We start from the raw sequence: 17,891 nt of genomic DNA, 5'->3' as shown, positions 1-17,891 counted from the left end.
GCCGGATTTGCGCACTTATCATTCGTAATAATTTTATTGTGATTGTTAGCTAACCCGGGCTAAAAATATTTATTTTGAGAGATATCTGTAACTGCTTTCTGTGCAAACGTTTGCAGTTATCAGGATTTTACAAAGCAGTTGTATATGTTTGCCCGCTTAGCTAATTTAGCAGCGTTATAAACCCAGGTATCCCGCTGTAATGAAATATTTTTTTGCAATTTTTAGCTGTGTCATCGTGTTTACCGCGTGTAAACAAAAGGAACATGCCAAACTAACCTTTGACAAACGCTATATAGAAAGCACCAACCACTGGACGTCGCTTTACACTAACCAGGACAGCACCTACCGTTACGGTTATATTTATATGGATCCTAAACTAGGTTTGGCGGTTCACAGCGAGGGCACCTATAAAGTAAAAGACAACGTTTTTGTACCCACAAAAACACCTGCGGGCGCTCTTCAAAATATTCATTTAGAATATAGTAATACCCGGGTAGCCTGGATACCTGAAAGCCGGTTCGATGAGTTGCAGATAAAAGCCAGACCGAGATGGTTGGATAGCATGAAGATTGACAGTACCTCGCCAGCTTATTTACAAAAATGGGCCTTCACCTATAACGAATGGCATGAAAACGCCAAAGCGCTGATATACCTTGACAGGATCAAAAAGATTGCCCCTGATTTTCCGGGGCTTGATTATGAGTATGCCTTTTATTATGAAGCCACACACCAATATGATAAAGCAGAAGCACTGTTGCGTCAGTCGCTGGCGGCAAGGCCTACCGATTTCGGCCTTTATAAGGCACTGATACATGAAGAGGTATTTTCGAACCAAATGGACAAAGCCGAGCAAAACTACCAGGCAGCTTTGCCATACTGTACTACCGAACAAAAAGCGGAACTATCTTATAATATCTGCTTGATCTATTATAATCAAAAAAACAAACCAAAGTTTGCTCAATGGGCCGCCGAGGCCAAAAAGTGGGTTGCTCCGGGGTCACAGCAGGCAATTAATCTGTCGCACCTAATGGATACGCCGATAAACTAAGCTGCGTTCTGGCGGTTGTAACGGTGTTTATAATCTATCGGCGATAGGCCGGTTATCTTCTTGAATACCGTTCTGAATGCTTTTACATCGGTATAGCCAACATCATACATTACCTCGTTAATGTTTTTGGCTGTATTTTCCAGATGTTTTTTGGCAGCTTCAATCTTTACACGTTGAATGTACTCGGCAGGGGTGTTATTGGTGGCCTTTTTAAACCTGCGGATAAAATGCCGGCGGCCAATGGCAAAACGCGCAGCCAAATCTTCAATAGATATTTTTTCGGCAAGATTTTCTTCAATGAATTCCTGCGCTTTTTTAATTGGTTCGTCCTCGTGCCGCTTTTGGCCGTTAAACATGATAAATGGCGATTGACTTTTACGGTCGATCTCGATAGCAAAAAACTTTGAAGCACGTATTGCCATTTCACGCCCCACATATTTCTCGACAATGTGCAGCAGCAAATTCCAATAAGATGATGCACCACCGCTTGAGTACAAATGCTCCGTTTCAGTAATAATGCTGCCATCAGTCAAAGTTACGTTTGGAAACATTGCCCTGAAATCATTAGCAAACAGCCAATGGGTTGAGCATTCTTTGCCATCCAACAAACCGGTTTCGGCCAGCAGGAACGCACCCAGGCAAAGCGAAGTAACTTCGGCACCCTTATGATATTGGTCGACAATCCATGGCACCAGTTCCCTGTTACGGGCTATACTGGTTCGCATGTCGCCGCTCAAGGCGGGGATAATCACCAGGTCAGTCTTTTCGACATCTTTACACAGCGCATCTATATTGACTGAAAAAACGCCGCCGCTTAGTTGTATTTGCGGCTCAAGCCCTATTAACTTTATATCAAAAGCGGGCTCTTTACCTGCATCAATCAAAAACTGATTTACAGCGGATAATATATACCGGGGGTCAAAAATGGCGGCCAATACTGAATCGTAAGGGACTAAAATTGAAACGTGCTTCATCTTTATTATTGGTAAATCTTGTATTTCAACAAGCGCTTTATCAAATTTACTAAAAGCCTTCAAACAAAAAACCTAATGTCTCAAATCACCCCTTACAATGTCTCAACTTAACGTCACAGCGGGGTTTATGCGGTTGTACATTTGTATCGTGTATCACTCAAAAACAATCACTCACTTAAAACAATTAAAAAATGAAAACTACAAAAATTTTATTCTGGCTATTTAATGGATTATTTGCCTTTGTAATGTTTGGTTCAGGAATTCCTGATATTATGTCATCGCCTGATGCTGTTAAAGGTATGCACGGTATGCTGGGTTACCCATTATATTTTATACCATATATTGGTGTCGCCAAAGTTTTAGGGGCTTTAACCATTATTATTCCGAGTTTGCCATCGCGCTTAAAAGAATGGGCATATGCCGGTTTAACCTTCGACTTAATCAGTGCTACCTATTCACTTTACTGCGCACCAAAAACTGAAGGTCCGTGGTACTTTATGTTTATTTTTCTGGCATTGGCAGCAGCGGCTTACATCTATCATCTTAAAAAGGAAGCTTTAGTAAAAGCATAATCTCCTGCCTGTCAAACTCAAGAACATGAGAAAATTAAAACTACAGATACAAATATCCATTGATGGATATGTGGCTGGACCGAATGGCGAGATGGACTGGATGTCGTGGGGGTGGGGCGATGACATCAAAGCCTATGTTAAGGAACTAAACCATAACATAGACACTATTGTAATGGGCCGAAAACTGGCCGAAGGTTTTATTCCGCATTGGGAAGCGGCCATAAAAACGCCCGAAGGCGATGACGAGTTTAGCCGCAAAATGGTGGATACGCCCAAGGTGGTATTCTCCAAAACACTAAACACATCTATGTGGGCAAATGCTACCGTTGCAGCCGGCGACCTTGTTGATGAGATAAAAAAGTTAAAGGCAAAAGACGGTGGCGTTATCATTACCTATGGTGGCGCAGGTTTCGCATCAGCGCTAATTAAAGCCGGGTTGGTTGACGAATATAATCTTTTTGTTAACCCTGCAGCTATTGGTAATGGCATGCCGATATTTAAGCTACCGGACGGAAAACTGGCCTTAAAACTGGTAAATGCACAAACATTTGACGTTGGCATTGTGGCGTTGAAATACGCGCCGGCATAAATTAACAAAAGGCGGGGATTGATATGCGGCGCATAATAGTATCAATGAATGTTACGCTTGACGGATTTATGGCTTCGAGTGATGGCGGACTGGACTGGCACATTCAAAACTGGACACCCGATATGTCTGACCTGCTGGCGCAACACCTGAATACCGCCGACACTATACTTTTAGGCAAAAATACTTACAGCGCAATGGCTGCCTACTGGCCCGCTGTAAGTACCAGCCTGTTATTATCGCGCAGCGATTTGGCTTATGCTACCATGATAAACGGGTGCAAAAAAATAGTGTGTTCAACCACACTTAAAAAGCCAAGGTGGGAAAACTCGCAGGTAATATCATCCCGCCTCCCCAATGAAATTTTAAAGCTTAAGCAGCAGCAAGGTAAAAACATTATGGTTTATGGCAGCCATAAGCTGGTGCAATATCTCCACAAGTTTAATTTGGTAGATGAGTATCTGCTATGGATTTACCCCGTGACCATAGGGCGGGGCATACCTTTGTTTTATAAACACCAGCAGTTGGAGCTGCTGAGTTCAAAAATATTATCATCAGGTGTGGCGGTACTTCAATATAGTGCCGGGTTGGTAACTCACCCGGCAACGCCTAAGGCAGTTTAAGCGTATCTTGCTTAAAGTTAAACGTGTTTATGCTATTTGTTCATTTCGTGCGTTATAAACGTTCCGGAGTAATATCTTTGGGTATTAATACCAATTTATCACCTGGCTGCTGGCATTAAACACACTATGCCATAGCCAAATAGCTTATATGCATAAACGCTTACTTTATATTATTTTTTTGCTAATGTTTGTTTGCCTTGCGGGGGTTGCTCATGCGCAAAAGAATTATACAATAAGCGGCACGGTAAAAGATGCCGCCACGGGCGAAACACTTATAGGTGCTACCATCAGGCTTAAGGAGTTGCCACACAGTGGCGCCACTACTAACAGCTACGGCTTTTTTTCATTAACCGCCCCAGGTGGCAATTATAACTTAGTTATCAGCTATGTAGGCTACGCTATGGTTACCCAACCGGTTAAACTGAGCCAGGACGCACAATTGGATGTTTTGCTGATTAACGACAACACACTGCAAGAAGTATCTGTAAACGGCAAGGCGAATAAAACCGAAAACATTGACAACCCGCAAATGGGTGTAAACAGGCTTGATTTGAGCCAGATAAACAATGTGCCGGTAATATTTGGAGAAAAAGATGTTATTAAAACCATTCAGTTGCTGCCGGGGGTAAAGTCAACAGGCGACGGAAACACCGGCTTTTATGTACGTGGTGGTAATTCAGACCAAAACCTGGTATTGCTGGATGAAGCCGTGGTTTATAACGCTTCGCATCTGTTTGGTTTTTTCTCTACGTTTAACTCGGATGCCATAAAAGACGTAAGCCTGTACAAAGGCGGTATGCCGGCTCAATATGGCGGCCGGGAGTCATCGGTGCTGGATATCAAAATGCTTGATGGCAACGACAAAAATTTTAACATACAAGGCGGCATAGGCCTAATTGCGTCCCGGCTAAAAGTTGAAGGACCCGTAGTGGCCGATAAAAGCTCATTCATGATCAGCGCCCGCCGTACCTATGCAGATGTGTTTTTGAAACTTTCGCCGGACTCAAATACCCGTGGCGCCAGCTTATATTTTTACGATTTAAACGCTAAATTTCATTATCGTTTTGACGACAAAAACACGCTGTACCTGTCGGGATATTTTGGGAAGGACGTTTTGGGGTTAAAAGATAATTTTGGAACCAATTGGGGCAACCAGACAGCTACCATTAGGTTTACCCATATTTTTAACAACAAATTGTTCCTCAATTCGTCGCTAATTTACAGCAACTATAATTTCCTGATTGAAAGCTTCACGTCTAACAGTGATTTTAAAGTACGCTCGCATATACGGGATTATAGTTTGAAAGAAGATTTTCAATACTTCGCATCAGATAAGAATACGCTCTGTTTTGGTATCAATGGCACATACCATTCCATAGCTCCGGGCGATATTACATCATCCAGTGCGTCTGAAGTAAACCCGCAAACAATACAAGAGCGTTATGGCATAGAAGCAGCCGCTTATATTTCTGACGATTGGAAGTTGACTGATAAGCTGGATCTATTATACGGCATACGTTACTCACTATTTTCATTATTAGGGCCAGGCAAATTCAGCACCTACAGTGCAACAGATGTTCTGCAATTTTACCAGATTTACGCTGACAGAGGAATTGTAAAAACCTATGCTAATCCCGAGCCGCGTTTTTCATTAAGTTATAAGCTAAATGAACAGACCTCAGTAAAGGCATCTTATAACCGTAACACACAAAATATCCACCTTATATCTAACTCAACATCAGGCTCACCGAGCGACTTATATGTAATGAGCAGTAACAATATCAAGCCGGGGGTGTCAGACCAGGTGGCTCTGGGGTATTTCAAAAACCTGTCCAACAACCAATACGAATTTTCGTCAGAGATCTATTATAAAAGCATGCAAAACCAGATTGACTATAAAAACGGCGCACAGCTTATTGCCAATCAGGATGTGGAGTCGCAGCTTATTTATGGACGTGGGCGCGCTTACGGGCTTGAACTTTTCTTTAAAAAACACTATGGCCGCCTAAACGGATGGATTGGCTACACGCTGTCAAAAACCGAAAACAAGTTTGACGGCGTGAACGATGGTCATTATTTTGCTGCTACGCATGACCGTACACATGATATATCACTTGTTGGCATCTATAAACTGAGCAACCGCTGGACACTTTCAGGCACATTTGTTTATGGCACGGGCAATGCAGTAACTTATCCGCATGGCAAATATCATATTGGCGGCTTAACAACTTTCTACTATGCCGATCGTAACTCAGATAGAATGCCTGCGTACCATCGGCTTGACCTGGGAGCAACATTTGAGGGCAAAGCACACAAACGTTTCCACTCAAGCTGGACATTTGGTTTATATAATGCCTACGATCACAAAAATCCGTATACAATAACTTTCCAGGACGACCCGAAAAACCCAACCCGCACACAGGCCGTAATGACCAGTTTATTTGGGCGTATTCCGTCTGTAACTTATAACTTTACTTATTAAGCTATGACAATGAGGTACAGATTAGCACTTTTAATAATACTTGCCATTAGCTGGGCTTCCTGCAAAAAGGTAATTGATTTAAAACTAAGCAGTACTGCCCCCCAATTGGTTATTGAAGGCAATATAACCGATGAGCTTGGCCCGCAGCCGGTATTTCTTACCCTTAGCGCTCCGCTGGACAGCCCCAATAAATATCAACCGGTTAGAGGCGCCACGGTAAAAATGATTAATCAGGACGGGCACGAAATTACTTTGATTGAACGTGCGCCCGGCGCTTATTACTCCACATCCTTTGCGGGTGCCTATAACCGGACGTATCAGTTAAGGGTAAATGCTAACGGGAAAAATTATGTAGCAGCCTCAACCATGCCGAAAAAGGTACTTATTGACTCAATTGCCTTATCGGTGCAAACTATTGGCACCAATGCCCAGAAAACGGTTATTGTTTTTTACCGCGACCCACCTAATGAGGCAAATTACTATCGATTTATTCTGTATGTAAACGGGGTGCAGGTAAAGCGGGTATTTACCCGTGACGACCAGTTTAATGACGGTCATTTGGTGCAGGCTTATTTATACGAAGACGACATCAAACTGCAAAGCGGCGACCATGTGGATATTGAAATGCAATGTATTGAACAAAATATCTACAATTACTGGAATACTTTTGAGCTTCAATCTAATAGCTTTACGTCAACAACACCAACAAACCCACAGGGTAATTTTGTTGAGGGTAGTGCGCTGGGATATTTTAGCGTGCATACTACCGAACATCGAAATATTGTGATTCCTTAAAGCGTATTTTACTTTGCCTGGGCTGAACGCGCAACCAAAAAATCTCTTAAAGTAGCTAATTTGTCGGTATTGATTAAGTCGACACCGCAGCTTAGTATCTCTTTCCAAACAATTTTATTATCTGGCGAAGCCCAAAGCCTTACCTGTTCGCCATTTTTATGAGCCAGCTGCACGTAATTAAGCAAACGCTGTCTTTCGTGCATGGACATCATACCGTTGCCTCTCCATTTCAATAGTTTGGAATATTTACAGCTAGCCATTTGCGACACGTTAGCAATGGTATCGCGCTCAACCCTGCGCAAGTCTTCATCAATAAATACCAGTCGATTTTTAGCAGCTTTTACAGCATCATAGGGTTTATGTCCCGATAGCACGATGGTTACCGCCCGGGTAGTCACAATACCGTCGTCATAACTTGACAGCATTGATCTATATTTTTCAAGTACGGCTTGCAGGGCCGCATAAGTTTTTTGCGCGCCGGTTTTAATGTCTATCATTAACGTAACCGGGTCTTTGTGCCCCTGGTAAACGTTGCCGTTATTAGCTTGTACCTGTTCAAAAAGTGGAGCCAGATATAAGTTCTCCAGCGTGCGGTTTTTCTTAAAATAAGGATTAATGTGCGCTACTACCAGTTTATTATCGTGTAAAAAAACATCGGCCTCAATATGCGTATAGCCGTTATTCTCAGCATCAAATAAGGGGCGCCTGTGGCGGTAATCATTGTGCGCAAAACCATTGGCGAGCGTAACAGATTGCGCGTTGGCAAACCCAGGAGAGAGCAAAAAAAGCGCAATAAACAGCGTATTAAAAAAGCGGGCGTTAAGCAGGGGTACTAGCATTTATAGTTATAACCTTGTAGTTACTTATAAAGCTATGACTCTTCTATGACAAATAAAAGCCTTCTGGTTAAATTTAATGTAATTCTAATTTTGGCTTAACCGGACAGCAAATTAAAAAGGCCAACCAAAAATATGGCCGGCCTTTTACCTAATAAACTAATATAAAATTTTATTGACTTATAAATTTGAAGGTATTAATACCAATTTCACAAACACGTTATCTGTTGGCTTAACAGGTGTACCGCCATTAATAGGCTGTGCGTAAAGTACCATATAAAGGTTTCCATTGTTTACATAATGAAAATAGCTGTAAGAAACACCGTTATAAACTTCTGGAATTTGTTCATATACGCCCTGGAAATATGAGAAATAAACCAAGGTAGCATCGCTGTCATTGATAAAAAAGTTAGATGCAGCAGGTAATTTAATTGAAACTGAATCTGCTTTACCATCGGTTGTTTGTGCCCATTGCGACGGAGTGATTGTCGAGGTAAATGTTTGATTAGGCGTAACATTAGTTACGTATGTTTTTTTACATGAAGCTAAAGCCGCCACAACAAGGGCCACACAAGCGATAGATAGTAGTTTTTTCATAGCGATAATATTTTTTATATCTTTTAAGATATAAGTAAAACGCAAAGGTTTAACGCAGGTTTACTTTTTTTTGTATTTATTTTTTAAGCAGGTAGAAAACCGGTGCAATTATACAAAAAAAATACCCGCTGGTATGGCGGGTATTTTTTTATAATATAATTTTAATGTTAGTTCTGCTCTTCTTGTTTAGGCTTTTTGCCCGAAGCTTTTTTAGCAGATATTTTGATCTCTTCGGCTTCTTTGTCGTAGTCAACCAGCATGGTGTCACCTTCGTGCAGTTCGCCTTTTAAAATTTCTTCAGCAATTGGGTCTTCCAGGTATTTCTGGATGGCACGTTTTAGCGGACGCGCACCAAATTGTGAATCATAACCCTTTTCGGCAATGAACTTCTTGGCTTCTAAAGTAAGCTCAATTTTAAAGCCCAGGCTATTAACACGGCCAAACAATGCAGCCAGCTCGATATCGATAATTTTAAAGATCTCTTCTTCGCCCAATGAGTTGAATACAATCACATCATCAATACGGTTCAGAAACTCGGGTGCAAAAGCACGTTTCAAAGCATTCTCGATAACACCTCTTGAGTGCTGCTCGGCCTGCGTAGTTTTAGCGCTGGTGCTGAAACCTACACCCTGACCAAAGTCTTTCAACTGGCGTGCACCGATGTTTGAGGTCATGATGATGATGGCATTTCTGAAATCAACCTTACGGCCCAATGAATCAGTCAACTGACCTTCGTCTAAAACCTGCAATAGTATGTTAAACACATCAGGGTGAGCTTTCTCAATCTCGTCTAACAAAACAACCGCATATGGCTTACGACGTACTTTTTCAGTCAGCTGCCCGCCTTCTTCATAACCTACATAGCCCGGAGGCGCACCTACCAAACGAGACACGGCAAATTTCTCCATATACTCGCTCATGTCAATCTGAATCAAAGCATCTTCAGTATCAAACATAAAGCGGGCTAGCTCTTTAGCCAACTCGGTTTTACCAACACCGGTAGGACCTAAGAAAATGAAAGAACCGATTGGTTTTTTAGGATCTTTCAACCCTGCACGGGTACGTTGTATAGCGCGGGTTAATTTTTTAATGGCATCATCCTGACCAATAATTTTGTTGCCCATGGTACCAGCCATGTTCAATAATTTCTGGCTATCAGTTTGTCCCACTTTTTGAACCGGGATACCGGTCATCATTGAAACTACCTCGGCCACATTATCTTCGCTTACTGTATAACGTTTTGATTTGGTCTCAGTTTCCCAGGCAGATTTGGCTTGCTCCAACTCTTCAAGCAAGTGCTTTTCGGTATCGCGCAATTTAGCTGCCTCTTCATATTTCTGACTGCGAACAACTTTGTTTTTTTCAACCTTAATTTGCTCTATCTTATTCTCAATATCCAAAATCTCTTGCGGAACATGGATATTGGTAAGGTGAACACGAGAGCCCGATTCATCCAAAGCATCAATAGCTTTGTCCGGTAAGAATCTATCGGTTATATACCTGGTGGTTAAAGTAACACAAGCTTCAATAGCTTCTGGAGTATAAGTTACCCCATGATGCTCCTCGTATTTTTCTTTAATTCTGTTTAATATCTCAACAGTTTCTTCAGGTGTAGCAGGCTCAACCATCACTTTTTGGAAACGACGATCTAAAGCACCGTCTTTTTCAATAAACTGACGATATTCATCTAAAGTTGTTGCGCCAATGCATTGTATTTCTCCACGAGCCAATGCCGGTTTAAACATGTTTGATGCGTCCAATGAACCAGAAGCTCCGCCGGCACCTACAATGGTGTGGATCTCGTCGATGAACAGAATCACGTCCGGAGATTTTTCCAGCTCGTTCATCACGGCTTTCATACGCTCTTCAAACTGACCGCGGTATTTTGTACCTGCTACTAACGAAGCGAGGTCCAAAGTAACCACGCGTTTGTTAAACAATACGCGCGATACTTTGCGTTGTACTATACGCAACGCCAGGCCTTCAGCAATGGCAGATTTACCCACACCGGGTTCGCCAATCAAAATCGGGTTGTTCTTTTTACGACGTGATAAGATTTGAGACACACGCTCGATCTCTTTTTCACGGCCAACAATCGGGTCCAGTTTGCCATCCTCGGCAGCGCGGGTTAAATCGCGGCCAAAGTTATCCAGTACCGGGGTCTTTGATTTAATGTCAGATACCTTCTTAGGCTGGTTAAAGGCTTCTTCTTCTTTGAAGTCGTCGTCACCACCGGTTGATGAACCCGGCATTTCGTCGGTGATATTATTTTTATGCGATTCAACCTCGCCTTTAAATATCTCGTAGTTAACGTTGTACTGCATCAAAATTTGTGATGCAATATTATCTTCATCGCGAAGGATAGACAGCAACAAGTGCTCAGTGCCAATCACATCGCTTTTAAATATTTTAGCTTCAAGGTAAGTTATCTTCAATACTTTTTCGGCTTGTTTAGTTAGCGGAATGCTGCCAATATGTACGTTAGTTCCTATAGTTCCCTTAACAGCGTCTTCAACAGAGCGACGTAGTCTTGCGGTATCGACTGCCAGTTCTCTGAGCAGTTTTATAGCTACGCCGTCTCCGTCGCGGATAAGGCCAAGCAAAAGATGTTCTGTACCAATATAGTCGTGTCCAAGGCGCAATGCCTCTTCCCTGCTGTACTGTATCACATCCTTAACCCGTGGCGAAAATTTTGCTTCCATATATACTCCTATTATTACGTCCTAATATATCAATTAGTTGCTATACTTAGGACGTGATGTTTTTCCTATTTTATCAACAATATTACTGCCAAGTTTTATCCAGGCCAATAATCAGACATTATTATGATGTGCAATGTATCAAAAGTTAAACTTTGTGCAACATTTATTGCTAAAAATTAACAACAGGTGCATTAATTTGATATTACAACGCGGTTAATCCACTGTTTGATACCTCAATACACCAATAGTTTAGCCGCTATAGGAATAAAAGTGCCTGATTGTGGAAAAAAAGGCAGTTCATACCCGTAATTGTGACATTAAGGCAGGGGTTGATGATTAGAAATTAGTTGAATGGTGAATACCAATTTAACCTCTAATCACCAACCCATGATTAATTCTTCTTATGCAAACCAAAATGGCGCGGGTAATAAGCCAGCGTCAGCATAAAGTATTGCTGCAGCACATTTGCGGTAGTGGTGGTAAGGCTGTTTGTGCCGATGTAATTCTCAAGCGATTTATTTTGATGCAGGATATCGAGCAGTGAAAACTTAATCTCGCCCTCTGAATTTTTCAGGAAACGATAGCCCAGGTCGGCGTTCCAGATGGTGTAATACACGTTATGGTCTGATGCTGATGTTTTGTTGTTATTAAGATTAACGCGGGTATTAAAGAACACGCTTCGTGGAAACGCAAAGGCAAAACCAAAGTTGGTTGTCCAGGTATAATTGGTAAATCGGCTTAACGCCCCCTGTTGCGTTTTTGAACCTGAAAAATACTCACCGGCTCCGGCCGACCATATAGATTTCCAGCTATATATTAATACCGCCGAGGCATTCAAATTGCTTGACTGCGTCAGGTAGTCGTGCCCGTTTACGCTGGTTGTATATTGGGAGTAACCCACCCCCGAGTTACCTGAAAGCTGAAACTGATGATCTTTAAAATTGAAAGCTTTATTGATGCCGCCGTTATAGTAGGCTGATTTGCTGTCGGCAGCGTTGATAAAGCGATGTACAACACGGCCCAGCTCGTCATAATTCGAGCTGTCGGCAATATTGTTTTTGGTAAGATTTGCAGAAAGCCGCACATTATAATTTAACGGGTTTTTCTTTTTTTGATCGTAATAATTATAGTTAAAATTTAAACTGTGCTGATAGGATGGCTTTAAACCCAGGTTGCCTATGGTAATGCTGTACACATTGGCGTTATCAATTAAAGGGGCCAGCTGATTAATGGTTGGAAAATTTACCGATGTATTATAGCCCAGATTATAGGACTTCGAATAGTCGCCATACTGATTGTTGTTATAGGAGATATTTGCCGATGGTGTAAAATATTGATATGACCGGCTTAAGTTCTGAAAAGTTTGCAAAGCCTCATTTGTCTGCTCGAAGAACTGCTCTTGCGCCATCGCCGTAAAGCGCCAATATTTGAAATACCTGTTATCCAACGACTTATAATAGTTTTTGGTAAGTACTACCGATGGACGCTCATCGATAGTGCGGTAATGACTAACATTGGTTAAGCTGGCATTAGGCGTGTACTCAGAGGCCCCCGACGCCAGATCACCAACGTTGTCGGTTTCATTTTCATAATGCAGGTATATAATGTTATTCAGATCAACCTGCAACCACCTGTTTCCGCGACGTTGCAGCAAGTCGGTAACATTTCTGAAATTGGTCAGAATAGTATGTGTGCCTGCGTCATAATCTTTTTGGTACTGCCGATTAAAATACTTGTTCTGCGTAGCATCGGTAGCAGTGAAAGTAGTAATGTTCTTACTGTCCTCGTTGCTGTGTGCCAGGTCAAACCCATATTTAAATTCGGCATCTAACGATTTGTTTTTATGCGTACCCCAATCATTCCATCTGTTAGTATATAGGTCTATTGAACCGCTGGCATTGGTTGAATTTCTGGTAGCATTTTGCTGCGCCAGGCTCTGGCTCTTATCCTGGGTTAAATCATTCAAAGATGTACTTATCTGGCTGGCCTGTGAAGTGCTCTGCGTGTTATTGACGCTATAGCTGGCGTTTATATTACTATGTTCTGAATTTTTTTGATAGCTACCGTTTGACCGCATACTAAAATCGTTATTATGACCGGTGTTGTCAGAAGCTTGAACCAAACGCCCGTTGTTTCCCAGTGATACTAGCGTATTACTTTGTGTATTGGTTTTGTTATCCAAATCGCTACTGAAAACCTCTGCTCTAAGTATATTGGTTTTATAATACGGTTGTCGGGGGTCTGAGTCCTTACTAAAATCCTGCGAAAACGTAGCGCCGCCTCCGCGGAACACATTCGCACCCGTTCTTCTGAAATCACTATGATAGTCGTCGTTTATGCCCTCGCCTTTAAATGAGTTAAAACGCATCAGCGTATTTACGTCACCGGCAATTTTGTTTACGTTGTTAAATGCACCAACCACACTAGCTTGTGTTTTAGGCGAAAAATAAGTGAGCATTCCATCGCCGGCATAATGTTGCTGCGTGCCGCCTCCTAAGCCAAACTTGCCGAAAACGCCGTCCTTTTTATCTTTTTTGAGGACAATGTTCATATTGGTTTTAGGGTTTACCGGGTCTGGGTCGTTTTTATCCTGGTAAACCTGCACTTTCTCTACCGAGTTTTTTGGCAGGTTATCCAGCGCTATTTTATTATCGCCGCCAAAAAAGGGTTTACCTTCAACCAGCAGTTCATTGATCTTTTTACCGTTTACAGTGATAACTCCATCAGCCCACACAGTTACCCCAGGCAGCTTTCGCAACATATCGCCAACGGTAGCATCCTTATCCACCTTAAATGCACTGGCATTAAACTCCAGAGTGTCTCCGCGCATACTTACCGGGGCCTGCACCGCCGATATGGTAACCTCTTTCAAATTGAGGTCGAAACGGTGCATATTGAAAGTTTTCAGATCGATTGTTTTTGTTTTCGGCGATATGATAAACTCCCTTTTTAACGACTGATAACCGGTATGCGTAGCTAATATATATAGTGGCGTACCCACCGGCATATCTTTAAATTGGCACCGGCCAAAATTATTTGTCAATTGATAGTTTACCAGTTCATTACCTTCAACCTTATAGATAGCCATAGTAGCCGATTGCAGTACGTAGTTATGTGCACTATCGCGCATCAACGCACTAACTGTACCTACGTTAATAGTGTCCTTTTTAGGGGTTTGTGCCGTGGCGGTGTTCAATAATAATGAGCCGCAAAAGCACAGCAAAGCAATTTTTAAATATTTATTCACGTTGCGAGGATGATTGTGATAAGGTTAGGTTGATATGAATGCTAAATAAATTACAGATTATCTTTTAGCTTAAGCTGCATAATTACCGGGTTATCTTTTCGCGAGCCTTTTTTGAAATAGGTTTCTAAAGCAGGCGGATATTTAACTTTCTGGTCGGCATATTTTTCATGGTATTGAAACATGCCTAACGACGAGGACGAAGTATAAATATAGCCATCGGTACAAGCCAAAAGTCCGTTAAAATTAAATGATGAGCCCCAGTTTGAGTTATCATAAATAGGCAAAAAATATGATTTTTCGTCCTGTAATATATGTTTATAGGCTATCAGGGTGCCAGTGCGCAGGTTATATATCAGATTGTCTTCATCGTTAATTTCATAACTCCCAGCCCTGAAAATCAGGTTATCATTCAGCTGGAAAAAATTAGCAATATAGTAAATGGTTTTAGGGTGCTTTTGCACGTATTCTACCCGCTTGTTGTCATATACCGGATTAACCACAAAATCTTGCGGCAGCGCAACAAAGAACGGAAAGACCAGCTTGTAGGACAACTTTATAATATCAGGCTTGATAGTATAAACATTAAAGGTATATGGCCTGACGTAATAAAATGCGGTATCGCTTACGGTATTCATCGGCAAAATACCCCCCATGGTTATCAGATTACGGTCCATACCCTCTCTTTTATCAAACCCGAGACCGTGAGCATAGACCTTATTTTTTTCATTCGAGAAAATGATCAATGATTTTGACCAGGGCTTATAATACTTTGAAGTTGAATCTATGGTATTAGGATAACCGGTTGAAACACCCTTGTCGGCTGCGAAATACCGCATATTGCCATCGTTAATTTCATCCTTTGCCAACTCGCCGCCACTTTTCAAGTTGCGTATTTCTTTGCCATTATAGTCGCAATAGGTATAACTCTTGTATTGATCACGGCTGTATCTGATTTCTTTGGTAAACTTATTTACCGAGAAATCCCATATCGGCGCACCGTCGGTCCCTTTTATTTTGGTATGGAACTTTCCGTTTTTATTAAATATCAGTATTGAACGGGTGTTATGATCCAGGATGATAAAATAATCGTCAGTAACTACCAGTTTATTGATACTGCCAAACAAACTTTCGTCGGTAGTTTCCAGCGGGATATAATTTACCTCGGTAAAAAAATCAGAAGCGTTACCGCCCATAGCGTTTGATGGATCAATGCGCAGTATCTGCGCTTTGCTGGAATCAACAGGGATAATTTTTTGAGCGGTGGTGTATCTTACCGTACCTAACAGCAGGCAGCAGCTAACAATAAGTTTTGCGACTATTGGTTTCGGGTTCATTGTGTTGGTTTAGTTGATTTTGGTTGCTTCAATAATAACGCAAAAAATCGGCAATTTGGGCATTCAAGATAATTTCTGTTTGTTAAAAAAAGTTAAATCGCATTTATTAGCTATAATGCCCGTTTTTAATTATGATACTAAAATAATCAGCTTAACCCCCTCGCCATACCCACACTTTGTAAACGGCATATACGACTTAGAATTTGGTAATATTAAATAGCATAAGGTTTGCACTTGGCAGGGCTAATACCCATATTTGCGCAAGGATATTTTCATTCGCAGAAAATCCGCATAACACATTCACTAATTCAACAATTCACTCATTAAATATATATGGCAGACGAAAAAATAATTTTTTCAATGGCCGGGGTTAGTAAAGTATATCCCCCGCAAAAAACTGTATTAAAAAACATTTACCTGTCGTTTTTTTATGGCGCCAAAATTGGTGTTATTGGTTTAAACGGCTCTGGTAAATCATCGCTGCTTAAAATCATTGCAGGCATAGATAAAACCAATATCGGCGAGGTGGTATTTTCCCCCGGATATAGCGTAGGCTATCTGAGCCAGGAGCCTGAGCTTGACCCTAACAAAACCGTACGCGAAATTGTGGAAGAGGGAGTGGCCGCAACCACCGCGCTGCTGAAGGAGTACGAAGAGATCAATGAAAAATTTGGCTTAGAAGAGTATTACAGCGACGCCGATAAAATGGAAAAGCTAATGAACCGCCAGGGCGAATTACAGGATCAGATTGATGCCGTAAATGCCTGGGAACTTGACACCAAACTGGAGCGGGCGATGGATGCCCTGCGCTGCCCTGACCCCGATACCAATGTATCGGTACTATCCGGTGGTGAGCGCCGCCGTGTGGCATTGTGCCGCTTGCTGTTACAGGAACCTGACGTATTATTGCTTGACGAGCCTACCAACCACCTCGACGCTGAGTCGATAGACTGGCTGGAGCAGCACCTGCAACAGTATAAAGGTACCGTTATAGCCGTGACGCACGACCGCTACTTCCTGGACAATGTTGCCGGCTGGATCTTAGAACTTGACCGGGGCGAAGGTATTCCATGGAAAGGTAATTACTCGTCATGGCTTGATCAAAAAGCTAAACGTTTGGCTCAGGAAGAAAAATCTGAAAGCAAACGCCAAAAAACCCTGGAGCGCGAGCTGGAATGGGTGCGTATGGGCCCGAAAGGCCGCCATGCCAAATCAAAAGCACGTTTGGGTAACTATGAGAAGCTGGCCTCCGAAGAAACAAAGGAACGTGAAGAAAAGCTGGAGCTGTTCATTCCACCGGGCCCACGCTTAGGTAATGTGGTTATCGAGGCTAACAACGTAAGCAAAAGCTATGGTGATAAGTTATTGTTTGATAACCTGAATTTCGCCTTGCCGCCTGCGGGCATAGTAGGTATTATTGGCCCTAACGGCGCAGGTAAAACTACATTGTTCCGGCTAATTACCGGACAGGAACAACCTGATGCAGGTACTTTCCGCGTAGGTGACACGGTAGCATTGGGTTATGTAGATCAAATGCATGACGACCTTGACCCTAACCAATCAGTTTGGGAAAACGTGACGGGTGGTTTAGAGACTATTATGGTAGGCAACCGTCCGCTAAACTCGCGTGCCTATGTGTCGCGCTTTAACTTTAATGGCGCAGATCAGCAAAAGAAAGTGGGCGTATTATCGGGCGGTGAACGTAACCGCGTGCACCTGGCCATTACCTTGAAAAAAGGAAGCAACGTACTGCTGCTCGATGAGCCTACCAACGATATCGACGTAAATACCTTACGCGCATTGGAAGAGGCATTGGAAAACTTTGGTGGCTGCGCCGTAATCATCAGCCACGACCGCTGGTTCCTTGATCGCGTGTGTACCCATATCCTGGCATTTGAGGGCGACTCGCAGGTTTATTTCTTTGAAGGTAATTATACCGACTATGAGGAAAACCGCAAGAAACGTTTAGGCGACCATGCTCCCAAACGTATCAAGTATAAAAAACTGACAGCATAAGTTTAAATAGCAAAAAGGCTAACCATTTTTGGTTAGCCTTTTTAATTCCCAAATATGTTAATGCCGATTTAACGGGTTC

The 17,891-nt window shown here is 42.2% G+C and carries 13 protein-coding genes; 7 read left to right on the top strand and 6 right to left on the bottom strand.

Annotated features, from left to right (window positions below):
• Positions 1 to 199 precede the first annotated feature (199 nt).
• A complete protein-coding gene (locus ACFS5N_RS12765; protein WP_377185986.1) occupies positions 200 to 1,048 on the top strand; it encodes a tetratricopeptide repeat protein in 849 nt (282 codons plus the stop codon).
• Here ACFS5N_RS12765 and ACFS5N_RS12760 read toward each other — a convergent pair.
• The gene (locus ACFS5N_RS12760; RefSeq protein WP_377185984.1) at positions 1,045 to 2,022 is read right to left on the bottom strand and encodes a GlxA family transcriptional regulator; all 978 of its coding nucleotides are present in this window, start codon (positions 2,020 to 2,022) and stop codon (positions 1,045 to 1,047) included. The two genes, ACFS5N_RS12765 and ACFS5N_RS12760, sit on opposite strands and share 4 nt — an antisense overlap.
• A 191-nt stretch (positions 2,023 to 2,213) precedes the next feature.
• Between ACFS5N_RS12760 and ACFS5N_RS12755 the strand changes: the two genes are divergently transcribed.
• The 5 genes from ACFS5N_RS12755 (at position 2,214) to ACFS5N_RS12735 (ending at position 7,080) form a co-directional block, all read left to right on the top strand.
• Positions 2,214 to 2,594, top strand: a complete 381-nt coding sequence (locus tag ACFS5N_RS12755; protein ID WP_377185982.1) for a DoxX family protein — start codon at positions 2,214 to 2,216, stop codon at positions 2,592 to 2,594.
• 25 nt (positions 2,595 to 2,619) lie between these two features.
• A complete protein-coding gene (locus ACFS5N_RS12750) occupies positions 2,620 to 3,183 on the top strand; it encodes a dihydrofolate reductase family protein (protein WP_377185980.1) in 564 nt (187 codons plus the stop codon).
• A gap of 23 nt (positions 3,184 to 3,206) precedes the next feature.
• On the top strand, positions 3,207 to 3,803 hold the full coding sequence (locus ACFS5N_RS12745; protein ID WP_377185978.1) for a dihydrofolate reductase family protein: 597 nt from the start codon (positions 3,207 to 3,209) through the stop codon (positions 3,801 to 3,803).
• 184 nt (positions 3,804 to 3,987) lie between these two features.
• Positions 3,988 to 6,285 carry a TonB-dependent receptor gene (locus ACFS5N_RS12740; RefSeq protein WP_377185976.1) on the top strand — a complete coding sequence of 766 codons (2,298 nt, stop codon included), beginning with the start codon at positions 3,988 to 3,990 and terminating at the stop codon, positions 6,283 to 6,285.
• A 9-nt stretch (positions 6,286 to 6,294) separates the two neighbouring features.
• Positions 6,295 to 7,080, top strand: coding sequence for a DUF4249 domain-containing protein (locus ACFS5N_RS12735; RefSeq protein WP_377185974.1), 786 nt, complete (start codon positions 6,295 to 6,297; stop codon positions 7,078 to 7,080).
• Positions 7,081 to 7,088: 8 nt separating this feature from the next.
• Here the strand turns inward: ACFS5N_RS12735 and ACFS5N_RS12730 are convergent, their stop codons facing one another.
• The 5 genes from ACFS5N_RS12730 to ACFS5N_RS12710 form a co-directional block, all read right to left on the bottom strand.
• Positions 7,089 to 7,919 (bottom strand): phosphatidylinositol-specific phospholipase C/glycerophosphodiester phosphodiesterase family protein, encoded by an 831-nt coding sequence (locus ACFS5N_RS12730; protein ID WP_377185972.1) that lies wholly within the window; start codon positions 7,917 to 7,919, stop codon positions 7,089 to 7,091.
• A 177-nt stretch (positions 7,920 to 8,096) separates the two neighbouring features.
• Complete coding sequence (locus tag ACFS5N_RS12725; protein ID WP_377185970.1) at positions 8,097 to 8,513, bottom strand: hypothetical protein; 417 nt, start codon at positions 8,511 to 8,513, stop codon at positions 8,097 to 8,099.
• 167 nt (positions 8,514 to 8,680) lie between these two features.
• The gene (locus ACFS5N_RS12720) at positions 8,681 to 11,215 is read right to left on the bottom strand and encodes an ATP-dependent Clp protease ATP-binding subunit (RefSeq protein WP_377185968.1); all 2,535 of its coding nucleotides are present in this window, start codon (positions 11,213 to 11,215) and stop codon (positions 8,681 to 8,683) included.
• A gap of 391 nt (positions 11,216 to 11,606) precedes the next feature.
• Positions 11,607 to 14,462, bottom strand: a complete 2,856-nt coding sequence (locus ACFS5N_RS12715; RefSeq protein ID WP_377185966.1) for an outer membrane beta-barrel protein — start codon at positions 14,460 to 14,462, stop codon at positions 11,607 to 11,609.
• A gap of 50 nt (positions 14,463 to 14,512) precedes the next feature.
• Positions 14,513 to 15,796, bottom strand: coding sequence for a 6-bladed beta-propeller (locus tag ACFS5N_RS12710; protein ID WP_377185964.1), 1,284 nt, complete (start codon positions 15,794 to 15,796; stop codon positions 14,513 to 14,515).
• 333 nt (positions 15,797 to 16,129) lie between these two features.
• Here ACFS5N_RS12710 and ettA point away from each other — a divergent pair, with 333 nt between their 5' ends.
• The gene (gene ettA / locus ACFS5N_RS12705; RefSeq protein ID WP_377185962.1) at positions 16,130 to 17,812 is read left to right on the top strand and encodes an energy-dependent translational throttle protein EttA; all 1,683 of its coding nucleotides are present in this window, start codon (positions 16,130 to 16,132) and stop codon (positions 17,810 to 17,812) included.
• Positions 17,813 to 17,891 lie beyond the last annotated feature (79 nt).

Origin of the sequence: Mucilaginibacter ximonensis, from assembly GCF_042686265.1 — a bacterium.
GTDB lineage: Bacteria > Bacteroidota > Bacteroidia > Sphingobacteriales > Sphingobacteriaceae > Mucilaginibacter > Mucilaginibacter ximonensis.
This window is presented reverse-complemented; position numbering and strand designations above follow the sequence as displayed.